Raw genomic sequence first — 21,803 nt, forward strand, 5'->3', positions numbered from 1 at the left:
CACCGCGGAGCGCCAGCGGAGCGGCGAAACAGCCTGTCGGCCGCAACGGGGGTTCCAGGGGGTCGCCCCCCTGGGAAGATCACGCCCAGAAGTGCACGACCCAGTACACGACGGCGGCGACGATCGCGGCGGCGGGCAGGGTGAGGACCCAGGCCGTCACGATGTTGCCGGCCATGCCCCAGCGGACGGCGGAGAGCCGCTTGGTGGCGCCCGCGCCCATGATCGCCGAGGTGATCGTGTGGGTGGTGGAGATTGGAGCGTGCCAGAAGTAGGCCGTGACGTAGAGGACGATCGAGGCGGTCGACTCGGCGGCGAACCCCTTCGGCGGGTCGACCTCGATCACCTTGCGGCCCAGCGTCCGCATGATCCGCCAGCCGCCCGCGTAGGTGCCGAGCGACAGCGCCCCCGCGCACGACACGATCACCCACAGCGGCACCGAGTTCCCGCTCGAGTGCCCGGTGGTGACCAGCGCCAGCACGATGACGCCCATCGTCTTCTGCGCGTCCTGCAGGCCGTGGCCGAGGGCGAGGGACGCCGCCGACAGCGTCTGCGCGATGCGGAACCGCCGCACCACCCGGCTCGGCTGCGCCCGCCGGAAGATCCACAGGATCGCCACCATCACCAGGTAGGCGAGGGCGAAGCCGACCACCGGCGAGACCACCATCGGCACGACGACCTTGTCGACCACGCTGTGCCAGTTCACGTAGGACGACGAGGCCAGCCCGGCGCCCACGACACCGCCGATGAGGGCGTGCGAGGACGACGACGGCAGCCCGAAGTACCAGGTGATCAGGTTCCAGGTGATCGCGCCGAGCACGCCGGCGGCGATGACGGTGAGGCCGTGCAGCCCGCTCGGCGGGGTGATGACCTCGCTGATGGTCTTCGCGACCTCGACGCCGAGCAGCGCGCCCAGCATGTTCATCACCGCGGCCATGCCGAGCGCCACGCGCGGCGTCAGCGCCCGCGTGGACACCGCCGTCGCGATGGCGTTCGCGGCGTCGTGGAAGCCGTTGGTGTAGTCGAAGACCAGCGACACCACGATGACCAGGACGAGCACGGCCATCTGCGCGTCCGACCGCAGGCCGAGCGCGCCCGCGGCCATCACCAGGACGATCCCGGCGAGCAGCAGCAGCCACGCCCGCGCGCTCACCCGGCGCGTCGCCTGCTCGCCGATGGTGGGGCCGGCGTCCGCCGACGGGTCCCGGACGAGGGTCGAGCCCGGGTCCTCGCCTGCGCTCATGATTCCTTGACCGCGATGGTCTCGACCGTGTTCGCGACGTGCTCGAACGCGTCCGCGGCCTCTTCCAGGCAGTCGATGACCTGCTTGAGCTTGAGAACGTCCAGGGTGTCGTACTCGCCGCTGAACAGCTGCGCCAGCAGCTTGCGGTACACCTGGTCGCCCTGGTTCTCCAGCCGGTTGATCTCGATCCAGTACTCGCTGAGCTCCTTCATGGAGCGAAGCCGGGGCATGGCCTCCGCGGTGAGCTCCGCGGCACGCTCCAGCACCTCCACCATGTGCACGATCCCCTTCGGGAACTCGTCGATCTTGTAGAGGACGACGAGGTCGGCGGCCTCCTCCATCTCGTCCATGACGTCGTCGATGGTGGAGGCGAGGCGGTAGATGTCCTCGCGGTCGAACGGCGTGATGAACGTTTCGTTCAACCGGCGCATGATCGCGTGGGTGCATTCGTCGCCCGCGTGTTCGCAGGCGCGCATCTTCTCCGCGATCGCCGCCCGATCGGCGCCGTCGCTGATGAGCTCCACGAGCAGCCTGGCGCCGGTGACCAGGTTGTTCGCCGAGTCGGCGAACATGTCGTAGAAGCTGTCCTCACGCGGCGTGAGACGCAAGCGCACGTCGTTCTCCTGATGTGCCGGAACAGTCCGGAGAGGATCGTAGGCGCTACCGGCCGTAAAGAGAACCTTTGCCCCAGCTTCGGCCGGTGTCCCCCATCCTCCCACCTACAAGATTGCCCTAGATCACCAGGTACATACCCCTGCGGTTGCACCGATCCAGGCGGCTGCGCATAGGCTCGGGGCCGGAACACCGGCCGTACGGAGAGTGACGACGAGCGTGAGTGAGATTCGTTACAGCGTCCCGGCGATCAGCTGCGGGCACTGCGTGACCGCCATCAGCGGCGAGGTCCGGCAGGTGCCGGGCGTCAGCGATGTGGCCGTGGACGTCGACACCAAGCTCGTCACCGTCCGTGGAAACGGGCTGGACGACGCGGCGCTGCGCGCGGCGATCGACGAGGCGGGGTACGACGTCGCAGGCTGACCTGCGGGTTCCGGATGCCGGACGGCCGGATAACGGACGGCTCGCGGGGCGCCTCGGACGCGAACCGGGGACGTCCGGACCGGACGTCCCCGGGCGGATCTGGCCTCCGCTAGTCCTGCGCGGTCAGCTCGCGACGACCGGCCTCGCCGGAACGCACCCCGAGCACCATGTCGATTTCCGCGATGGTCAGCGGCCGCTCCGCCGCCGCCACCGCACTGAGCATCTCGGCATAGAGTTCGATCTCGTCCAACGCAACGCGGTCGTGGACGCGCAGATCAAGGTTCTGCTGGCGCACCGCGTCCACCTCCGTTCGTTCCCCACACCCGTCTCGAGGCTACGCGTCCCACCCCGGCGGGCACATGACCCAAGAGGGCCATTCGAGGGCCACTCACACTCGTGGTCTTCCCGGGTCAGGTGGGCATGATGCACCCGATCACCGGGGAGGGGTCCCGGCCGGGCGCCGTCAGGGGCGGTTGTCGGACGCCCCGCCTCGTGACCGGCGAGCGACCCGCCGAGCGACCTGGGCGGGCGAGCTGGGCGGGGGCCGGTCAGGCGCCCCGGTGGAAGTCGCCGAGCATCTGCTCCAGCGGCGTCTCCGGCAGGTCGCGGGCGGTCAGTCGGGCCACCGTCGCCGCGTTGACGTCGGCGCCCGCCAGCCGCGCCGCCTGCCGCGCGATCGTCTGCTCGAACAGCGCCCGGACGGTGCGGGCGTAGGCGAACGCAGGGTCCTGGCGCAGCCGCTCGAACCGGGTGAGCAGCTCGACCCGCAGCTCCTCGTCCAGCATGTACAGGTCCCGCTCGGCGTACTTCTGGAAGAGCCGGACCATCTCCCGGTCGCTGATTCCGGCGAACTCCACGATCCGCCCGAACTCGGCACGGAACTCCGGATTGCCCGCCAGGAAGCCCTCCATCTCCGCCGCCGGGCTGGAGCAGACCACCACGAACCGCCCGGCGCGCTCGCGCATCCGGCGCAGCAGCTCGTTCACCACCGCCGGGCTGCGGTCCAGCACATAGGCCTCCTGGATCAGCAGCACGCCGCCGAGCGCCTGCTCGACCATGCCCGCGACGCGGCTCTCGGTGTCGGGCTGGTCGCGCCCCGCCAGATGCACCGGCCGGCACGCCACCACGTGCCCGGACTCCAGCAGCCCGAGCGCCGCGTAGACGCCGCCGACGAGCCCCGCCACCGTGGTCTTGCCCGTCCCCGGCGGCCCCACGAAGACCAGGTGGTGGCCCTCGCGGTCCGCGACGCCATAGCGGACCCGGTCGGCCGACCGCGCCGCCTCGTCCGCCAGCTCCCGGACGACCGCCTTGACGTCGTCCAGGCCGGTCAGCTCGTCCAGCCGGCGCAAGTAGCCGTCGATGTCGCCGGGCGGCCGCAGCGCCGGCTCGATGCCCTCCGCGACGCCGTTCAGGTCGTCCGGGGTCAGGACGAGCCGGTCGTGGGACGCGCCCGCCCGCGCCATGTTCCGCCGGCTCGCCTGGTCCAGGTAGGCCTCCACCAGCCGCGCGTTCACCAGGTCACCGGGCCCGCGGAGCCGCTCCAGGTCCTCCTTGGCGACCTCCAGAGCGGGCGCCCCGATGGTGACGCGCCGCTCGCCCGCCAGCAGGTGCAGCAGCGTCATCCGGTTGTCCAGGCCACTGAAATCGGGCATCCGGTGCACGCGGAACGCCTGCACCAGCTTCGGATGGTCGCGCAGCAGGCGCTTGTAGGCGCGCGGTTCGCACGTCGCGATCAGCGGCGTCGTGTTCACCGGGTCGCGGCGCGCGCGCCGCACCGCGCCCGTCACCGCCACCGGGTCCGGCGCGGCGGCGATCGCCACGTCCAGCCGCTCGAACAGGATCGCCGGGCCCGGCTGCCGGAGGACCCGCTCCATGGCCTCCACCGGCGCGTCCCGGACGTCGTCGGCGTCGTGCGCGCGGATCGCCCCGTCGCCGATCCCCGCATCCGCCAGCGTCAGCGCGATCAGCCGGGCCAGCCTGCGCTGCCCGGTGTGCGGCTCGCCGACCAGCAGGACACCCGGGACGCCGGTCGGCGCCGCGCCCGGCCGGCCGTCCACCCGGGTCGCCTCGGCGCCCTCGCCCGCCGGTGCGTTCCACTCCTCGGCCTGCGCGCGCAGCTCGTCGAGCAGCCCGCCCGCGTCGTGCTCGCCGGACACGAACCCGATCCCGAACCGCTCGAGGGTCGGGCGCCGGCCGCGGTCCTGCGGCGGCGGGATCTCGTGGACGGGCCGCTCCGGCGCCGGCGTGTCGTCCAGGAAGTCGAAGTCGCCGATCATCGTCTCGGACATGACCCGGGTGCCGGGGCCGGGCGGCGGAGCCTGCGCGGGGCCGTTCTCGATGTCCTCCGGGCCCATGATCCGCGTCCCGGGCGGCTGCGCGCCCCCCTGGGGCGGCGGCACGGCGGGTGCCTGCGGCGGCATGTTGGGTGCCTGCGGCGGCATGTTGGGTGCCTGCGGCGGCATGTTGGGTGCCTGCGGCGGCATGGCCGACACCTGCGGGGTGCCGTCCTCCACCCGCGTCGCGTACCCGACCCCGACCGCGGGCGGCCGGGGCGGCGCACCCTCGTCCTCCGTGCGGGTCGCGTACGGATCGAACGCGGCGGGCTGTTCCGGCGCAGGCGGCGCCTGAGCGCCCTGCGGATTCTGCGGGCTCGGCGGGCTCTGTACGGCCGGGGGAACGTTCGCGCCGGGAGGCAGCCCCTGCACCGGTGGACCGGCGCCGGGCCGCTGATAGCCGAGCTGCGTGTACGGCGGCACGACCGGATCGTCGTGATCGTCCTCCTCGGGCGGCGAGAATCCACCGGGGTGCGGCGTCCCCGCCCCGCGGTCGGGCGACGTGGCCTCCTGATCCTGCGCCCCGAACCCCGGGGCCTGTCCGCCATAGGACCCTGGCGCGGGCCCGGCGGCTTCCTGCCGCATCACAGCCTCATCGCCATAGACGGGGTGCCCCGCCGCATCGCCCTGCACTCCCGGAAGCGGCGCAGGCGGAGCGGCACCGAAGCCCGGATAGGGAGGCTGCTGTCCTCCACCAGGAGGCAACGGCGCCTGGCCGGCGTCCGCATACGGTGCGCCTTGGTCGGGCCGCTGGCCGTGGGCCGGGCCCGGGACGCCCGGTATCGGGGAAGCACGCTGGAAGCCGAGTTCGGTGTAGGGCGGCGCCACGTTGCCGTCGCCCTCGTCGGCGGGCGGGGACCCTCCGACCGCCGGATCCGGCGCAACGAACCCGCCTGCCTGCTGCGGACGCCCCGCCGGACCGGGCGCGTTCTCCCAGCCCGGCTGGGCCGGCGGCTGGACGAACGGCTGCGCCGGGCCCTGCGGCTCCGGCGGCCGGGGAGACGATCCGGGCGCCACCCCCGGCTGGCTCTGCATGCCGACCTGCGGCGACGGCGGCGGGCTCGGCGGCGGCGTCTGCGTCGGCGCGGCGGCGGTCGCGCGGGCCCGGGTCCGCCCGATGATCCCCGCGATGATCGCGGTGGGCACGGGGAAGCCCCGGGGGCGCGCGGGCATCCCGCCGAGGCGGCACCACGCGAGGTCCAGCTCGTACATCGCGGCGAGGAGCGTCTCGGCATCCTCCCCGGAGCAGGCCGACCCCAGCGGCTCCGGCAGCCGCAGGTCGGCCGGCCACAGCCGGCGCAGTGGGTGCCCCTTCTGCTCCGTCACCGCCTGCACCGTGTACCGGATCTCCGGGTCCAGCCACGGGACGATCGAGTCCGCGACGTCCTTGCGGACCACGTCCAGGTCGGCGGCCAGCAGCGCCGCCGCCACCATCCGCGGCTCGGTGTGCGCCGGATCCGCCGGATCGCCTGCCGACCGCGCGAGGACCTCGCTCAACGTGTAGAAGGCGTGCCGGAAGTTGTCGCCCGGCGAGCTCTCGTTCCGCAGCGCCGGCACCAGATGCGGCGGGCACCTCGTCAGCCACTGCTGGACGATCGCCTGGTCGCCGTACGGAAGCGCGCCGTAGTCCACGGTGGGGTTGCTCAGCGTCGTGCCGAGGATGGCCAGCAGCGCGTCCGCCCGGATCTGGAACCGCACGTCGTCCCGCAGCGCGCTCGCGACCGCCCACATCGTCCGCAGGACGACCACCGCCGCGTCGACCCGGCTGGCCCGCAGCCGCTCGGAGTACAGCCCGACCAGCGTCTCCAGCGGGGGCGGGGTCATCCAGCGCGGACCGTCCACGTCCGGCAGCGGCCTGGCCCGGTACGGCTTCCACAGGTCGAGCATCTGCGCGTCCAGCCGGGCGTCGAACGCCGGCGCCGACGCGCACCACATCATCACGCCCCACGCGACCGCCACCGTGGACGGCGTCTCCTGCGTGAACTGGGACCACCAGTGCGGGTAGTCCGGGGCGGGCAGCGCCGCCGCGGACTCCACGGTCGCCCGGACCTGCGCCGTCAGCTCGCTCGCGAACCCGTGCCCGACGAACGGCAGCGACGCCGGCGGATCATAGGAGAAGTCGGGCCCCGCCGGGATCACGTGCGGCGGCAGCTGCGGCACCTGCATCCCGCCCTGCTGCGCGGGACGCGCCGCCATCCGCACCGCGCGCGTCCGCGGCGGCGGGCACAGGTACCACTGCCCGTCCGACGGATGCAGCCGGTACCACCGGGCCCACGCCCCGAACAGCCACCACGTCCCGTCCGGCAGCACGAGCATGCGCCCGGCGATGGCGTGATGGCGCTGCTGAGGAGGCGCCGACGGCCACCATTGGGCGGCCACCATCGCCCTCGTGTCGCGCTCGGCCTCCGCGAACGGATCCTGCCCCATCGGGGGGCTGGGCGGCGGAGCACTGCCATAGCCCGGTCCCCACACCACGTGGGTCATGGTAGTCAGACAGAACGCCCCCGAACTCCCCCCGATCCACCCCACCCCGCATCCCCCCAGCTCAAACCCCCCAACCCCACAGGCAGCCCATCGGGCGATGTGACAGTTCGGGGCGGCGCGAGGTTGCCCCTCACGGCGGCGCGAGATTGCCGCTCACGGCGGCCCGAGGTTGCCGCTTAGGGCGGCGCGGGGGTTGCCGCTCACGGCGGCGCGGGGTTGCCGCTTACGGCGGCCCGAGGTTGCCGCTTACGGCAGCGCGAGGTTGTTGCCGCTCAGGGCGGCCCGAGGTTGCCCTTTACGGCAGCGCAGGGTTGCCGCTTAGGGCGGTCGAGTGCGGTGGGGCGGGGTTAGTGCCAGGGGGCGGGGTTAGTGCCAGGTGGTCTGGCTGTGGCGTTTTGCTTTCTGCATGTAGACGTCAGGGGTGTGGGCGAGCACCAGGCGGTCGGTGTCGTTGAGCTCGCGCACGATCTTGCCCGGGGTGCCCGCGACGAGGACGCCCGACGGGATCTGCTTGCCGGGCGGGACCAATGCGCCGGCCGCGATGAGCGTGCCCGCGCCGATCCGGGCGCCGTTCAGCACGATCGCGCCGATGCCGATGAGCGATCCGGTCTCGACGTGCGCGCCGTGGACCATGGCCTTGTGGCCGAGGCTGACCCGGTCCTCCAGGACGGCGGGCAGGCCGGGGTCCGCGTGCAGGCAGCTCAGGTCCTGGATGTTGCACTCGTCGCCGACAACGATCTCCTCGTCCTCGCCGCGCAGCACCGAGCCGTACCAGACGCTGGACGCCCGTCCCAGCGTCACCCGTCCGACCACCACCGCGCCGGGCGCCACCCACGCCTCGGCGTGGATCTTCGGTTCGTCCTCGCCCAGCGACCCCACATAGCTCATGCGCCCGATGCTAGGCCGTGCCCTGAACGGCCCGGGCTCCGAGGGGCCCGTCCGGCGCGGGGCCCTTGGCGACGATGGTCGGGCGCGCGTTCGGGGGCGGGCCGGATCCGGTCCGCGACACGAGGGCGCAGGTAGGGGCGTTTTTTCGTGAAATTGGATAGTTTGTCGCTCCTCGCCACCTGAAGAAACGACAGCGAGAAGGGCGTTCCGGTTGCGCGATCGGGGCGGATCACACGAGAGTCGATGCTGACGTTTCTGCTGCGGGCCCGCTGACCCGGCGGGTGAGGATTCGCAAACCGACCCTGACGGGGTGATACCCCCGCCAACGACCCCCCAAGGCATCATGAGCAACGAAGCCGAAATCCTGCCGAACCTCCTCCAAGACGAGTCCTTCGAGATCGTCATGCGCGGCTACAACCGCCGCCAGGTCGACGACTACATCGCCCGCGCCCAGCAAAAGCACCGCGAGCTCGAGGCACGGCTCGCCCGTGCGCAGGACGACGCCGAGCGCGTCCGCCGGGAGATGGCCGAGGTCCGGGAGGCCCGCAAGCCCACCGGCGACGACCTGAGCGACCGGCTGCGCCAGATCATCAACCTGGCCGAGGACGAGGCGCAGGACAAGATCGCCGAGGCCGAGGCCAAGGTCACCGAGATCCGCAAGGACGCCGAGCAGGAGTCCAAGCGCATCGTCGACGACGCCCGCGCGCACGCCGACAAGAACCTCTCCCAGGCGCAGGAGAAGGCCGACCACATGCTCGCCGCCGCCAAGAAGGAGTCCGACAGCGTGCTGTCGGCCGCCAAGCAGGAGGCGGAGCAGACGGTGACCAGCGCCCGGCTGGAGGCCGAGCGCACCCTCACCGCGTCCGAGCGCCGAGCCAGCGTCATCAACGAGGGCGCCACCCAGCGGCTCACCGCGCTGACCAAGAACCACACGCAGGCGCTGCAGCGGCTCACCGAGATCAGCGAGACCCTGCACCGGCTGCTGACCGCCGAGAACGAGGCCGGCCCGCTGGAGAAGATGGTCGAGGACGCCGTCCGGCAGTCGCCGCCGCCGCGCAAGCAGCCGGCCCCGGCGCAGCCCGCCCCGTCCAGCGCCCCGACCGGCAGCCCGTCCGGCGCGCCGTCAGGCAGCCCGTCCAGCGCGACCGGCCCCAAGCCCGTTCCGGCGGCGGCGAAGCCCGCCCCCGCGCCGCCGCCGGCTCCGGCCATGAAGAAGCCCGAGCCGGACGCCCCGGCCGCCGCCCCCGCTCCGCCGGTCCCGCCGCAGGCCAAGGCCCCGCGGACGATCGAGGACACCGACGGCGGCCCGTCCGCCGGCCCCGCCCCCATCACCCCGCCGGCCCCGCGCGGGCCCGCCGACCCGAGCTGATCCCGAGCCCCGCAGCAACGTCACGGCTCTCCGAAGCGGTGCGCCCGGCCCACGCCGGTCGCACCGCTTCGCGTCCGCGTCCGGAGGCCGGGGCCGCCGCATAGGATCATCCGGGTGAGCAAGAGGACCACTACGCGCAACGGAACCGCCCGCCCGATCCGGCTCCTCGGGGATCCGGTGCTGCGCACCGAGTGCGATCCCGTGCGGACGTTCGACACGGCCCTGGAGAGGCTGGTCGACGACATGTTCGTCACGATGTACGAGCAGGACGGCGCGGGAGTGGCCGCCAACCAGGTCGGCTCCGGTCTGCGGGTCTTCGTGTACGACTGCGAGGACGACCGGGGGCGCAGGCACGTCGGCCACGTCGTCAACCCGGTTCTCGTGGCCGCCGACGGGGAGCTGCTGGTCGAGTCCGAGGGGTGCCTGTCACTGCCCGGCATGCGCTTCGAGACGGCCCGCCACGCGCATGCGGTGGTCGAGGGCGTGGACGTGCGGAACAGGCCCGTCCGCGTGGAGGGCACCGGGTACTTCGCCCGATGCCTCCAGCACGAGTGCGGTCATCTCGACGGTGAGGTCTACATCGACGTCCTTTCCGGGGACGAGCGGCGCGAGGCCATGCGGGCGATCCGGGCTCTCCAGCGTCCCTGACCCGCGTCGGTGCCTTCTCCATGGGCTCCTCCTGTCCGAACCGATGAGGCCATGCTCCGGCACCCGCACCCCGGACAGAAGTAGAACGTCGTTCTGTGGATAACCCGCACTCAGCCGGTGTCGAGCGGTAGCAGCACCCGGAAGGTGGCGCCCTCGCCCGGGCTGGAGTCGACCTCCACCAAGCCCTCGTGCGCGGCCACGAGGGCGGCGACGATGGCCAGGCCGAGGCCGGTGCCGGTTCGGCCGTCCTCGCGCGAGCGGGACGGGTCGGCGCGGTAGAAGCGCTCGAAGACGCGTTCGGCCTGGTCGGGGGCGAGGCCGGGGCCCTGGTCGACGACCTCCAGCGCGGCGGCGGGCGCGCCGCGCAGCGTCCCCGGCGACAGCCGGACCTCCACCGGCGTGCCCGGCGGCGTGTGCGCGACCGCGTTGGCGAGCAGGTTGCCGAGGACCTGCCGCAGGCGCGGCTCGTCCCCCAGCACCTGGTAGGCCAGGCCGCCCTCGACCGACAGCTCGATCGAGCGGTCCGGCGCGACGACCCGGGCCTCCTGAACGGAGTCGGCGGCGACGGCGAGCAGGTCGACCGGGCGCCGTTCGACGGGCCGCTGCCGGTCGAGCCGGGCCAGCAGGAGCAGGTCCTCCACGAGCAGGCCCATCCGGTTGGCGGTCTCCTCGATGCGGCCGATCATCCGGCCGATCTCCTCGGGGGTGCGGGCGGCGCCCTGCCGGTAGAACTCCGCGAACCCGCGGATCGCGGTGAGCGGTGTGCGCAGCTCGTGGCTGGCGTCGGCGACGAAGCGCCGCATCCGCTCCTCGGACCGGCGGGCCGTCTCCTCCGAGCGCCGCGCGGCCGCCTCCGACTCGGCGCGGGCGCCGAACGCGGCCTCGATCTGCGCGAGCATCGCGTTCAGGGACCGGCCGAGCCGTCCCATCTCGGTGCGCGGATCGGCCTCCGGCACGCGCCGGGCCAGGTCGCCGGCCGCGATCGCGCCGGCGGTCTCCTCCACCTCGGCGAGCGGGCGCAGGCTGGCGCGCACCACCCACACGCCGAGGACGACCAGCACGGCGAGCACCAGCAGTCCGATGATCACGTCGATGGCGATGAGCCGGTTCACAGTCCGCTGGACCTCGGCCAGGCTGACCGCGATGAGGACGGTGGCGCCGGTGCCGGAGATCGGCTCGGCGAGCACCCGCCACTGCGCGCTCGACCCGCCCGTCCCGGACACGGTGAACGGCCGGTCGATCTTGCCGCCGAGGTCGGCGGGCAGCCGCGGGGAGCCGCGCTCGCCCACCGCCGGGCTCTCCCTGAGCGGGCGGCCGTTCGCGTCGCGGACCTGCGCGTACATCTCGCTGGGCACCCGGACGTTGAGCTGCAGCCCGCCCTGCTGGGTCACCTGGATCATGACGCGCCCGACCGAGGAGCGCAGCTGGTCGTCGGCGCGTCCGACGAGGTACTGGCGCAGCACCGAGGTGCCGGCCGCGCTCATCACGGTCATCCCGAGGGTGACCAGGACGAGCATCCCCGCGATCAGCTTCATCTGCAGCGGCGACCGCGTCCACAGCCGGCGCGCCCACGACGGCCATCGCCAACGCCGCGGCCCCTGACGCGCCTCCCCGCCGGGGTGCGCGGAGTGCGCACCGGACAACATCCCCGCAGGGTGCGCACCGGACGTGTCCCCGGGATCGGGCATGGCGGGCGTGCTGGACGCGGCGGGAGCGGCGCCCGGGACGCGCGGTTCCATCAGGCCGGAGGTTCTCTCAGGACGTAACCGACGCCGCGCAGGGTGTGGATGAGGCGCGGTTCGACGTTGTCGACCTTGCGGCGCAGCGCGGACACGTAGGACTCCACGATGCCCGCGTCGCCGCGGAAGTCGTAGTTCCACACGTGGTCGAGGATCTGCGCCTTGGACAGGACGCGGCCGGCGTTCGCCATGAAGTAGCGGAGCAGCTTGAACTCGGTCGGCGAGAGCTGGACGGCCTTGCCGCCGCGCCACACCTCGTGGCTGTCCTCGTCGAGTTCGACGTCGGCGAACACCATCCGGGGCGGCGGTTCGGCGACGCCGCCGCGGAAGCGGCGCAGCACGGCGCGGATGCGCGCGATGACCTCCTCCAGGCTGAACGGCTTGGTGACGTAGTCGTCGCCGCCGATCGTGAGGCCCTTGATGCGGTCCTGCACCGCGTCGCGCGCGGTGAGGAACAGCACCGGGGTGTGGTCGCCGCCGGACCGCAGCCGCCGCGCGACGTCGAAGCCGTCGATGTCGGGCAGCATCACGTCGAGGACGATCAGGTCGGGACGGTGCCGGCGCGCGGACTGGACGGCGTCGGCGCCGTTGGTCGCGGTGAGCACCTCGAAGCCGGTGAAGCGCAGGCTGCCGGCCAGCAGCTCCAGGATGTTCGGCTCGTCCTCGACGACGAGCAGCGTCGCCTCGGATGTGCGCGCGCTCGCGCCCGCGTTCGCCGTCCGTTCAACCAATGACACGCTCTCCCTCCAGGGTCGCCTTCGACGTTCCCACCCGAACCTGAATGTCCCCTGAAGGCGAGCCGAGCATTCCCTCCACCCGTGGGTCCTACCCTCCCGCGGCGGCCTCGGCCTCGATGGCGCGGATGAGCATGCCGAGCTCGGCGTCGAAGACCTCGGCGGCGGTGATCTCGCGGAGGTGGGGTGCGGCGGCGCCGGGGCAGGCCCTCGCGGTCGCCGGCGCGCGCGCCGAGGCCGGCGTTGCGGTGCCGTTCGATGGGGCCCCCGTGCGCCTCGCGGCGCATCCCGGCGGCGACGCGGCGCAGCCGTTCGGGCCAGGGGCCGGCGCCGAGGTCGGGCGGGACGACGTCGTGCGCGGCGATCGCGTCCATGACCAGCGCGACGAGTTCGTCCTTGCCGGAGACGTGCCGGTAGAGCGCCATCCGGGAGACGCCGAGGTCGGCGGCGAGGGCGTCGGCGCTGATGCTGCTCGCGGGCCCGGCCGCGCCGCGGGTCGCCCGCCGCGCCGGGTCCCGCGTCCCCCTCCAGGCCGGGACGGTCTGCGCGGTCGCCGCGTTCGCGTTGCTCGCCTGGGCGCACGGGGCGCTGGGGGAGGTGTACCTCGCCTGCGCGGTCATCGGGATCGGCTACGGGCTGGCGTTCGCGTCCATCGGGAACCTCGTCGTGGAGAACGCCGCGGTCGAATCCGGATACACGGCCGCCTTCGCGGTGCTCACCGTGACCGGGGTGATCGCGCTGGTCAGCGCCGCCGCCATTCCGCGCCGGCCGGGAATGGCGCGCGATTCTCAAAAGATCGGAGGGTGCGGATTCAGGCAACGTTCAGGTACGTGCGCTTGAGTAGACGGCACAGGGCGCGCCCCGGTCCGGACAGGGACCGGATCCCGCGCCCTGGCCATTCCTCCGCGCCGCCGCGGCCGAGAGGGCGACACGCCGCACGCCCTCCCGGCCGCGGCTTTTTTTGACACAGGCTTTATCCAGCACACTTTCAGGTCGGGTCCAGGTGGGTTCCAGAACTCCGGCGCAGATTCATAGGCGACGGCAAGACGAGGGAGTTCACATGGACGCCGGCAGGCCCGAGGAGCCACAGCAGCAGGCTTGGGATCGGCACGTCGCCGGATCCGAGCGGCGCGCAGCGTACGAGCAGCAGGCAGCAACCGAACAGCAGGCGGCACCGGAGCAGCACGCCGCACCGGCGCAGCACGCGGTGCCCGGGCGCCCCCCGGGGCCCGGGCGGCCGGACTTCGCCCCGCACGGGCAGTGGCAGGAGCAGGGAACCTGGCACGCCGCGCCGATGGCGGGCGGGGGCGCGGCCGGACCGCCGCACTGGGGCGTTCCGCCGGCCGGGGCCGCTGAGCCGGCCCGCCGGGGCCGGATGTGGACGGCCCGCCGGAAGGCCGCGGCGCTGGTCGCGGGCGCGGCGCTGGCCGTCGGCGCGGGCGGCGCGGGAGCCGCGGTGGCGATGGCCTTCACCGGCCACGACACCGTCTACTCCAGCCCGGTCGCCGTCTCCGGCGCCTCCAGCAAGGCGAGCACGACCGCGCAGGTCGCGGCCGCCGTGCAGCCGAGCGTGGTGTCGATCAGCAGCCGGTCGCAGATGAGCGAGAGCGAGGGGTCCGGGGTGATCCTGCGCTCGGACGGGGTGATCCTCACCAACGCGCACGTGGTCTCCGACGGCGGGCAGCTCTCGGTGAAGTTCAGCAACGGCAAGACGGCGAACGCGACGCTGCTGGGCTCCGACACCGCCAACGACATCGCGGTCATCAAGGCCCAGGGGGTGTCCGGGCTGAAGCCCGCGACGATCGGCGACAGCGGCAAGCTCGCGGTCGGCGACACCGTCCTCGCGGTCGGCAACCCACTCGGCCTCAGCGGCTCGGTCACGTCCGGCATCGTCAGCGCGCTCGGCCGCCAGGTGCAGGAGGGCGACTCCGGCGGGGGGCAGCAGCAGCTACCGCCCGGCCTGCAGGGGCAGCTGTCCCAGCAGCAGGAGGCCGTGATCGAGAACGCGATCCAGACCGACGCGGCGATCAACCCGGGCAACTCCGGCGGCGCGCTGGTCAACAGCGCCGGGCAGGTGATCGGCGTCAACACCGCGATCGCGACCTCGGGCAGCAGCTCGGGCAACATCGGCGTCGGCTTCGCGATCCCGATCAACCAGGCGAAGCAGGCCGCCGACAAGATCATCGCGAGCGCGTCCGCCTAGGGACTCACCGGGGAACGCCGTCCGGCCGTGCTCTGGGGGGAGCGGGAGGCCGGGCGGCGGGCCCCGGTGCGAGGGGCCGCACACCGGACCGGGCCGGGTACCGGGTGCGGCCCCGGCATGGGAGAGCGGCCGCGTGACCCCTCGTGGGTCACGCGGCCGTTCCCCATGCACCGGCCACCGCCGCCGGGCGACAAGAGAACCGCCGCCGGGCGACGAGATGGGTCAGCTGGACGGGACGCGGATCGCCGGCCGACGCCCGGCGGCCGCCTTCGCCAGCATCTTCCGCGTGCTGTGCAGGTAGTACTCGCGCGGCAGCGTCCGCACCCGCACCGGCAGCCGCGGGTACACCAGGGAGAGCGTCCCCATCAGCAGCCGGAACCGCAGGCGCCGGGCCCGGTTCCACTTCCAGCCGTACTGCTCGCGGATCGGCGCCGGCATCAGGCCCGCGGTGATCAGCCGGACCGCCGCCAGCCCCGGCGCGTTCATTGGGCCGCCGGGCAGCCTCGGGTTCAGCACCTGGTCGGCGATCGCCCGGGACGCGTCACTGATCTTCAGGGTGTTGAGCATGCCGGCGTAGTACGCGCGGAAGTCCCGGTAGGTCGCGGGCAGCCGGTCCTCCGGGCAGCCCAGGATCGTCGCGTAGACCTTCGTCTGGCCGTAGAACTCCGCAAGCTCGTCCTCGGTGAACGTGCGGCGGAACAGCAGCTGGTAGAACTGCGCGGCGACGGCGAAGAGCGTGGCCGCCACCCACACCTGCAGTTCGGGGTCGTTCGCCTCGTAGTCCGGGCCGGTGACCTGGGCGTGTCCCCGGGTGACCAGGGCGCTGAAGGTCTCCGCCTCCTCCCGGGTCCCGAACTGCACCGCGTAGAGCCAGCCCATGGTGTTGCGCAGCCGCCGCAGCGGGTCCTCGGCGGTGTAGCTGTGGTCGTACACGCCCTGCGCGACCTTGGGGTGCGCGGTCTGCAGCAGCGACGCGGCCCCGCCCGCCGCGATCAGCGCGCCCTCCCGGGTGATGTGGCGGATCAGGTCGCCGTCCTGGAACAGTCCTTGGCTCATGGCGATCAGTGTAAGTAAGTACTTGCATGACATGCATCCCCGGGGGGCGGTAAAACCGCACGACATGATCCCCCGGGGCCGGGGATAATCGGGGCATGCCCGACGACATCCGCGTCCGCGGCTCGGTCTCCATCCCGGAGTCCGAGCTGAACTGGCGCTTCTCCCGCTCCTCGGGACCCGGCGGGCAGCACGTCAACACCAGCGCGACCGCCGCCGAGCTGTCCTTCGACGTCGCCGCGTCCCCGTCGCTGCCCGAGCCGCTCAAGGCCCGCGCGCTCGACCGGCTCGCCGGACGGCTCGTCCGCGGCGTCCTGACGATCCGCGCCGAGGAGTACCGCTCCCAGACGCGCAACCGCGACGCCGCCCGGGCCCGGCTCGGCGCGCTGCTGGCCGAGGCCACCGCCCCGCCCCCGAAGAAGCGCGTCCCCAAGAAGATCCCGCGCGGTATCAACGAGCGCCGGCTGGAGAACAAGAAGCGCCGCTCCGACGTCAAGCGGCAGCGCTCCCGCCGCTGGGACTGACCTCCTCGCTCACTCCCCCGCCGCCGGCGCCAGGGACAGGTCCCAGAAGTCGGCGTAGCGGCCACCGCGGCGCAGCAGCTCGTCGTGGCCGCCCTCCTCCACGATCCGTCCGCCGTCCAGGAACGCAATACGGTCGGCGCGCCGGACCGTCCGCAGCCGGTGCGCCACCATCACCACGGTGCGGCCCGCCATCAGCCGCTCGATGCCCTCGTGGACGGCCGCCTCGTTCACCGGGTCGAGCGCGGAGGTCACCTCGTCCAGCAGCACGATCGGCGCGTCCTTCAGCAGCGCCCGCGCGATCGAGACGCGCTGGCGCTCCCCGCCCGACAGCAGCGCGCCGCGCTCGCCAACCTTCGCGTCCCACCCGCCGGGCAGCCGCCCGACCACCTCGTCCAGCCGGGCCGCCGCGGCCGCCGCCCGCACCTCGGCCTCGCCGGCGCCGGGACGGCCGAGGCGCACGTTCTCCTCGATCGTGCCGTCGAAGAGGTGGACGTCCTGGAAGACGATGGCGATCCGCGACATCAGCGTCTCGGTGTCGACCTCGCGCACGTCCACGCCTCCGACGCGCACCGCGCCCGCGTCCACGTCGTAGAACCGCGCGAGCAGTTGCAGCAGGGTGCTCTTGCCCGCGCCCGACGGCCCGACGACCGCGAGCCGCCGCCCCTCGGGCACGGTCAGCGACAGGCCGTCGACCACCGTGCGGTCGCCGTGCCGGAAGGTGACGGACGCGAACTCCAAGCCGTGGTGCTCCGGCAGGGCCGGCTCGGACGGTTCCGGCAGCGGCTCGGCGCGCAGCACCGCGTCGAGCCCGGTCAGCTCGGTCCGCGCGCCGCGCAGCCGCCCGCCGAGCTCCGACAGCGACAGCAGCGGGTCCGCGCAGCGGGCGGCCAGCACCAGGATCGTCAGGATCTCCGCCGCGCCGGCCTTCCCGCCGAGCACGAGATCGGCGCCCAGGGCCAGCAGCACGGTGAACATCGCCTGCACCGTGAGTGACAGGCCGAGGATGCCGGGCAGCGCCGAGAGCGTGGAGCGGCGGGACGCGCGCTGCAGTCCGCGCAGCGAGCCGTCGAGCGCCTCGAAGCGTTCGCTGGTCCGGCCGCCCGCCCGCAGCACCGGCTGGGCCTGGAGGTATTCGATGACCCGACCGGCGGCCTCGTGGTCGCGCTCGACGCGGTCCGCGTCGGCGGCGGCCATCGACCGTCCCGTCCGGGTCTGGATCAGCGCGACGACCGGCACGGCGACCGCCGCGGCGAGCCCCATGCGCCAGTCGAAGGCGAGCATCACGCCGACGATCGTCAGCGGGGTCACGCAGGCGGAGACCAGCGGCGCCAGCAGATGCACGATCACGCTCATGGCCTGCAGCACGCCGCGGCTGGCCAGGACGGCCACCTCCCCGACGCGGCCCCCGCCGTACCAGCCAAGGGGCAGTCGGGCCAGATGGTCGCCGAGCCGGTGGTACATGCCGCGCAGCAGCGTGGTCCCGGCACGGAAACCGGACATGTCGCTGACGTAGCGCAGCACCGCGTAGGCCGCGACCGCCGTCCCGAAGGCGATCAGCCAGGGCCGCGCGTCCTCGGGAGTGCTGCCGAACAGCTCCCGCAGGACGGGGACCAGCAGCGCGTAGGACAGGCCCTCGACCACCGCGGTCGCCGTCATCAGGGCCACGGTGCGGCGCACCGGCCGGGCGTACTCGTGTCCCAGCACGCGCAGCAGCATTCGGATCATCGGGGCTCGTCTCCTCGCAGTGGGCCGCCGTCGCGTTCGATGTCGTCCGGGACCGCCGACCGGTGGGCCCGCCAGAGCGCGGCGAACCTGCCGTCCCGGGCCAGCAGCTCGGCGGGGGCGCCGCGCTCGGCGATCACCCCGTCCTCCAGCACCACGACGGTGTCGGCCTCGGCGATCGTCTCCAGGCGGTGCGCGATGACGAGGACCGTCCGGTCGCCCTTCGGCGTCGCGAGGGTCCGGCGGACCGCCTGTTCGGTGTGCGGGTCGGCGAAGGCGGTCGCCTCGTCCAGCACCAGGACGGGCGCGTCGGCGAGCAGCGCGCGGGCGATCGAGATCCGCTGGGCCTCGCCGCCCGACAGCTCCACCTCGTCGCCGATCACCGTGTCGTAACCGCGCGGCAGCTCCAGGATCCGCTCGTGGACGTTCGCCCGCCGCGCGGCGCCGACCACGTCGTCCAGGTCGGCGTGCGGTACGGCCAGCGCGATGTTGTCCGCGACGGACGCGCGCAGCAGCCGGACGTCCTGGAACACGAAGGAGACCATCCGGTACAGCTCCCGGCTGCCGAGTTCCCGCAGGTCGACGCCGCCGAGGGCGACCGAGCCGCCGACCGGGTCGAAGAACCGCGGCAGCAGTTGGACGAGGGTGGACTTCCCGCTCCCCGACGGCCCGACGACCGCGGTGACCGTCCCCGGTTCGAGCACCAGGTCGATCCCGCGCAGCACCTCGTGACCGGGCTCGTAACCGAACCGGACGCCGCGCAGCTCCACCCGGTGCCCGCGCGGCGCGACCGGGTGCGCGGGCTCGGGCAGCGACGGCACGGCGAGCACGTCGCGGATCCGGCCGACCGCGCTCCGGGCGGCCTGCATGTCGTCGAAGCCGTGGCCGAGGGCCGCCACCGGGGCGGTCAGTCCCAGCCCGAGCAGCAGGAAGGGCAGCAGGTCCGCCGGGGCCATTCCACCGGACGTGATCAGGGCCGCGCCGCCGATCAGCACGACCAGCAGCACGAACGGCGGCGACAGCGCCAGCTGCATCCCCGCGGCGACCGGGGCGAGGCCGCGCACCCACCGGAAGAACGTGTCGACGAAACCGTCCACGGCCGCGCGGAACTCGCCGTGCGCGCGCCGTCCGCCACCGAACGCCTTGACCACCGAGATGCCCTGGACGAACTCGACCGCGGAATCGGCGATCCGCCCCATGGCCGCGTCGAACTCCTTCTGCTCGCGCTGCCGGGCCGGCCGCATCATCAGCGGGACCACCGCGACGGCGAGCACCACCGGGATCAGCGTGATCAGCGTGAGCCGCCAGTCGACGGTGAACAGGTAGACCAGCGACACCAGCGGCACGACGAAGGCCGAGACCAGCATGCCGGGGGTGTGGGCGATGAACGGGTGCACGGCACTGACGTCGTCGCCCACGACCTTCGCCAGCTCGCCGGTGCGGCGCCGGGAGAACCAGCCGATCGGCACCCGCCCCAGCCGCGCGGCCAGCCGCCGCCTGAACGCCAGCTGCACCCGCCCGTCGAGGAGGTGTCCGAGCCAGGACGACGCGGCCGTGAACACCAGCCGGGCGAACAGCCCGGCCGCGCCCGCGATCACGACGTTCCGGACATGGCCGTGGTCGATCGGGCCCGTCCTCAGCACGGCGCGCCCCAGCTCGACGACCGCCAGGAGCGGCGCCAGCCCCACGATGGCGCCGATGACCTGGAGGACGACGACCGCGGCGAACGCCCATCCGTAAGGGCGCAGCAGTCCGGCCAGGGGCCGTCCCGCCGCCGCGCCGGCCTCCGGCGGCGGCGCGGACCGCTCGCTCCGCTCGGCGAGGCCGGCGGTCACCGCTTCTCCAGCCGGCTGCCGCACGGCAGGGTCACGACCATGATGTTGCTCGGGGTGTCCAGCTCGATGCGGTGCCACCGCCCGCGCGGGACGATCGCGGCGGTCCCGGCCATCAGCCTGATCTCCTCCTCCTGCTGTCCGGGCCCCTCCGGGCGCAGGTAGAGGCGGATCTTCCCGATGAGGCAGGACACGACCTCCTCGGCGTCGGGGTGGACCTCCCAGTGGTCGGCGTGGACGTCGGCGCCGGTCTTGGCGTGGAAGGTCCGCACCTGCCAGCCGTCCCGTTCGGAGCCGTCCGTCCGCTTCTCCGTGCCGATCCGGCCGCCGGGGCGGAGCCGGAGCGGGGAGCTGAAGAGATCGATCGGGGTGAGGGTCATTGCGGGACGTCCTTTCCTGCGGTGGTCCGCCTGCGCGCGGTGTGCCGGTGCGCGGTGGTGTGCCGGTGTGCGGTCAGCTCTGGGCGGGGACCGATCGGAGGTCGCCGGCCTGCTCGGCCGCCTGCGGCGGGCCGCTGCCGCGCAGGACGGTGAAGGCGATGAGGGCGGCGGCGAGCAGGAGCACGGCGCCGAGGGTCAGGCCGAGCGCGTACCCGTCGTTGAGGGTCCGGAAGGTGACGGTATGGCCGGTGCGGTCGTGGGCCGCGGTGCCGAGCGCGGCCAGCCCGAGCGAGCCGCCGATCTGGCGCGAGCTGGCGAGCAGCCCCGAGGCGGCGCCGGTCTCGTGGGCCGCGACTCCGGCGGTGGCGACGGAGACGACGGGTCCGAGGCACAGCCCGAAGCCGATGCTGGCGACGATCGAAGGCCCGAGGACGTCGACGGCGTAGACGCCGTCCGGACGGATCATCCCGAAAAGGGCGAACCCGGCCGCCGTCAGGAGCCCGCCGGAAACCAGGAGCGTGCGCGGCGAGAGCCGGTAGCCGAGCTTGACGGCGAGCACCGCTCCGACGATCACGCCGAACGCGAACGGCGCGAATTCGACGCCCGTCTGCGCGGGCCCGTGCCCGAGGACGCGCTGCAGGTAGAGGGACATGAAGTAGAAGGACGAGGCCAGGGCCGCCCCGACCAGCAGGTTGTAGGCGTTCGCGCCCGCGACCGAGCGGTTGGCGAACAGGCCGAGCCGCAGCAGCGGCTCGCGGGAGGTGGTCCGCTCGACGAGGACGAACGCGGTCAGCAGCACGGCGGCCGCCGCCAGGGTCGTCAGGGTGACCGGCGAGGTCCACGCGTACCGGTCGGTGCGGACGACGCCGAACACCAGCAGGGTCATGCCCGCCGTGGCCAGGACGGCGCCGAGCACGTCCGGCCGGCCGGCGCGGGCCACCGGCCGGTCGGCGGCGACGCCGCGCCAGGCCAGGACCAGCGCGCCCGCGGCCATCGGCACGTTCACGAACATCACCCAGCGCCACCCGGCGTACTGGGTGAGCAGGCCGCCGATCAGGACGCCGAGGGCGGCGCCGATCGCGTTCACCGCGCTCCAGATGCCGAACGCCCGGACGCGCGCCTTGCCCGCCGGGAACGTCGCGGACAGCAGCGCCAGCGCGGCCGGGGCAAGGGCGGCGGCGCCGACGCCCTGCGCGGCCCGCGCGGCGACGAGGTGCCCCGGCTCCTGGGCGAGGCCGCCGGCGAGGGAGGCCAGGCCGAACAGGCCGAGGCCCGCCAGCAGGACCCCCTTGCGGCCGTACCGGTCGGCGGCCTTGCCGCCCAGCAGCAGCAGCCCGCCGAAGGTGAGGGCGTAGGCGTGGATCACCCACGTCACGCCCACCGCGCCGAACCCGAGTCCCTGCGCGATCCGCGGGAGCCCGACGTTCACGACCGACAGGTCCAGCGACACCATGAACTGCACGACGGCCACCACCGTGAGCGTGAGCCCCGGCCGCGCCGCCGGCCCGATGACCGGTTTCTCTTGGATCGTGTGCATGCCGCACATCGTGTTCTCCGGGGCGGCCGGCGGTCATCGTGCCGGGGAAGACTCCTGCGGGTGGCACCGGGGGCGCAGAATC

18 protein-coding genes are annotated in these 21,803 nt (G+C 73.6%); 6 read left to right on the forward strand and 12 right to left on the reverse strand.

Annotated features, from left to right (window positions below; genetic code table 11):
- Nucleotides 1-79 precede the first annotated feature (79 nt).
- Both ABD296_RS09340 and ABD296_RS09345 read right to left on the reverse strand, forming a co-directional pair.
- Nucleotides 80-1,240, reverse strand: coding sequence for an inorganic phosphate transporter (locus ABD296_RS09340; protein WP_344263701.1), 1,161 nt, complete (start codon nt 1,238-1,240; stop codon nt 80-82).
- Nucleotides 1,237-1,854: a DUF47 domain-containing protein gene (locus tag ABD296_RS09345; protein WP_151539314.1), complete on the reverse strand. Its 618-nt coding sequence runs from the start codon at nt 1,852-1,854 to the stop codon at nt 1,237-1,239. The genes ABD296_RS09340 and ABD296_RS09345 overlap by 4 nt, the downstream gene beginning before the upstream one ends.
- Before the next feature lie 217 nt (nt 1,855-2,071).
- On the opposite strand from ABD296_RS09345, the gene ABD296_RS09350 reads away from it, so the two are divergent.
- Nucleotides 2,072-2,275 (forward strand): heavy-metal-associated domain-containing protein, encoded by a 204-nt coding sequence (locus tag ABD296_RS09350; RefSeq protein ID WP_344263705.1) that lies wholly within the window; start codon nt 2,072-2,074, stop codon nt 2,273-2,275.
- Between the two features lie 109 nt (nt 2,276-2,384).
- Here the strand turns inward: ABD296_RS09350 and ABD296_RS09355 are convergent, their stop codons facing one another.
- From ABD296_RS09355 to ABD296_RS09365, 3 genes are all read right to left on the reverse strand, one after another.
- The gene (locus ABD296_RS09355; protein ID WP_344263707.1) at nt 2,385-2,579 is read right to left on the reverse strand and encodes a hypothetical protein; all 195 of its coding nucleotides are present in this window, start codon (nt 2,577-2,579) and stop codon (nt 2,385-2,387) included.
- A gap of 244 nt (nt 2,580-2,823) precedes the next feature.
- Entirely contained in the window at nt 2,824-7,035 is a 4,212-nt protein-coding gene (locus tag ABD296_RS09360) for an AAA family ATPase (RefSeq protein WP_344263709.1), read from the reverse strand.
- Between the two features lie 423 nt (nt 7,036-7,458).
- Complete coding sequence (locus ABD296_RS09365) at nt 7,459-7,980, reverse strand: gamma carbonic anhydrase family protein (RefSeq protein ID WP_344263711.1); 522 nt, start codon at nt 7,978-7,980, stop codon at nt 7,459-7,461.
- A gap of 343 nt (nt 7,981-8,323) precedes the next feature.
- On the opposite strand from ABD296_RS09365, the gene ABD296_RS09370 reads away from it, so the two are divergent.
- Nucleotides 8,324-9,349, forward strand: a complete 1,026-nt coding sequence (locus ABD296_RS09370; protein WP_344263713.1) for a DivIVA domain-containing protein — start codon at nt 8,324-8,326, stop codon at nt 9,347-9,349.
- A 114-nt stretch (nt 9,350-9,463) separates the two neighbouring features.
- The gene (gene def, locus ABD296_RS09375) at nt 9,464-9,997 is read left to right on the forward strand and encodes a peptide deformylase (RefSeq protein WP_344263715.1); all 534 of its coding nucleotides are present in this window, start codon (nt 9,464-9,466) and stop codon (nt 9,995-9,997) included.
- A 110-nt stretch (nt 9,998-10,107) separates the two neighbouring features.
- Here the strand turns inward: def and ABD296_RS09380 are convergent, their stop codons facing one another.
- On the reverse strand, nt 10,108-11,736 hold the full coding sequence (locus ABD296_RS09380; protein ID WP_344263717.1) for a sensor histidine kinase: 1,629 nt from the start codon (nt 11,734-11,736) through the stop codon (nt 10,108-10,110).
- Nucleotides 11,736-12,467 carry a response regulator transcription factor gene (locus ABD296_RS09385; RefSeq protein WP_344263921.1) on the reverse strand — a complete coding sequence of 244 codons (732 nt, stop codon included), beginning with the start codon at nt 12,465-12,467 and terminating at the stop codon, nt 11,736-11,738. Before ABD296_RS09385 ends, ABD296_RS09380 begins: the two co-directional genes overlap by 1 nt.
- A gap of 468 nt (nt 12,468-12,935) precedes the next feature.
- Between ABD296_RS09385 and ABD296_RS09390 the strand changes: the two genes are divergently transcribed.
- Together ABD296_RS09390 and ABD296_RS09395 are read left to right on the forward strand one after the other, a co-directional pair.
- Nucleotides 12,936-13,310 carry a hypothetical protein gene (locus tag ABD296_RS09390; protein ID WP_344263719.1) on the forward strand — a complete coding sequence of 125 codons (375 nt, stop codon included), beginning with the start codon at nt 12,936-12,938 and terminating at the stop codon, nt 13,308-13,310.
- A gap of 220 nt (nt 13,311-13,530) precedes the next feature.
- Nucleotides 13,531-14,673: a S1C family serine protease gene (locus tag ABD296_RS09395; protein ID WP_344263721.1), complete on the forward strand. Its 1,143-nt coding sequence runs from the start codon at nt 13,531-13,533 to the stop codon at nt 14,671-14,673.
- Between the two features lie 222 nt (nt 14,674-14,895).
- Here ABD296_RS09395 and ABD296_RS09400 read toward each other — a convergent pair whose 3' ends face one another.
- Entirely contained in the window at nt 14,896-15,729 is an 834-nt protein-coding gene (locus ABD296_RS09400) for an oxygenase MpaB family protein (RefSeq protein WP_344263723.1), read from the reverse strand.
- A gap of 95 nt (nt 15,730-15,824) precedes the next feature.
- Here ABD296_RS09400 and arfB point away from each other — a divergent pair, with 95 nt between their 5' ends.
- Nucleotides 15,825-16,250, forward strand: coding sequence for an alternative ribosome rescue aminoacyl-tRNA hydrolase ArfB (arfB, locus tag ABD296_RS09405; protein ID WP_344263725.1), 426 nt, complete (start codon nt 15,825-15,827; stop codon nt 16,248-16,250).
- Between the two features lie 9 nt (nt 16,251-16,259).
- Here arfB and ABD296_RS09410 read toward each other — a convergent pair whose 3' ends face one another.
- From ABD296_RS09410 to ABD296_RS09425, 4 genes are all read right to left on the reverse strand, one after another.
- Complete coding sequence (locus ABD296_RS09410) at nt 16,260-17,975, reverse strand: ABC transporter ATP-binding protein (protein ID WP_344263727.1); 1,716 nt, start codon at nt 17,973-17,975, stop codon at nt 16,260-16,262.
- Nucleotides 17,972-19,807, reverse strand: coding sequence for an ABC transporter ATP-binding protein (locus ABD296_RS09415; protein WP_344263729.1), 1,836 nt, complete (start codon nt 19,805-19,807; stop codon nt 17,972-17,974). The genes ABD296_RS09410 and ABD296_RS09415 overlap by 4 nt, the downstream gene beginning before the upstream one ends.
- Entirely contained in the window at nt 19,804-20,184 is a 381-nt protein-coding gene (locus ABD296_RS09420; protein ID WP_344263730.1) for a cupin, read from the reverse strand. The genes ABD296_RS09415 and ABD296_RS09420 overlap by 4 nt, the downstream gene beginning before the upstream one ends.
- 73 nt (nt 20,185-20,257) lie before the next feature.
- The gene (locus tag ABD296_RS09425; RefSeq protein ID WP_344263732.1) at nt 20,258-21,721 is read right to left on the reverse strand and encodes an MFS transporter; all 1,464 of its coding nucleotides are present in this window, start codon (nt 21,719-21,721) and stop codon (nt 20,258-20,260) included.
- Between the last annotated feature and the right edge of the window lie 82 nt (nt 21,722-21,803).

This window comes from Actinomadura napierensis (assembly GCF_039529375.1).
Classification (GTDB): domain Bacteria; phylum Actinomycetota; class Actinomycetes; order Streptosporangiales; family Streptosporangiaceae; genus Spirillospora; species Spirillospora napierensis.

Coding starts and splice junctions, on each gene's coding strand:
- ABD296_RS09420 (WP_344263730.1), bottom strand. CDS start 20,184: ATGACCCTCACCCCGATCGATCTCTTCAGCTCCCCGCTCCGGCTCCGC.
- ABD296_RS09400 (WP_344263723.1), bottom strand. CDS start 15,729: ATGAGCCAAGGACTGTTCCAGGACGGCGACCTGATCCGCCACATCACC.
- arfB (WP_344263725.1), top strand. CDS start 15,825: ATGCCCGACGACATCCGCGTCCGCGGCTCGGTCTCCATCCCGGAGTCC.
- ABD296_RS09410 (WP_344263727.1), bottom strand. CDS start 17,975: ATGATCCGAATGCTGCTGCGCGTGCTGGGACACGAGTACGCCCGGCCG.
- ABD296_RS09365 (WP_344263711.1), bottom strand. CDS start 7,980: ATGAGCTATGTGGGGTCGCTGGGCGAGGACGAACCGAAGATCCACGCC.
- ABD296_RS09370 (WP_344263713.1), top strand. CDS start 8,324: ATGAGCAACGAAGCCGAAATCCTGCCGAACCTCCTCCAAGACGAGTCC.
- ABD296_RS09425 (WP_344263732.1), bottom strand. CDS start 21,721: ATGCACACGATCCAAGAGAAACCGGTCATCGGGCCGGCGGCGCGGCCG.
- ABD296_RS09340 (WP_344263701.1), bottom strand. CDS start 1,240: ATGAGCGCAGGCGAGGACCCGGGCTCGACCCTCGTCCGGGACCCGTCG.
- ABD296_RS09380 (WP_344263717.1), bottom strand. CDS start 11,736: ATGGAACCGCGCGTCCCGGGCGCCGCTCCCGCCGCGTCCAGCACGCCC.
- ABD296_RS09395 (WP_344263721.1), top strand. CDS start 13,531: ATGGACGCCGGCAGGCCCGAGGAGCCACAGCAGCAGGCTTGGGATCGG.
- ABD296_RS09390 (WP_344263719.1), top strand. CDS start 12,936: ATGCTGCTCGCGGGCCCGGCCGCGCCGCGGGTCGCCCGCCGCGCCGGG.
- ABD296_RS09360 (WP_344263709.1), bottom strand. CDS start 7,035: ATGGGGCAGGATCCGTTCGCGGAGGCCGAGCGCGACACGAGGGCGATG.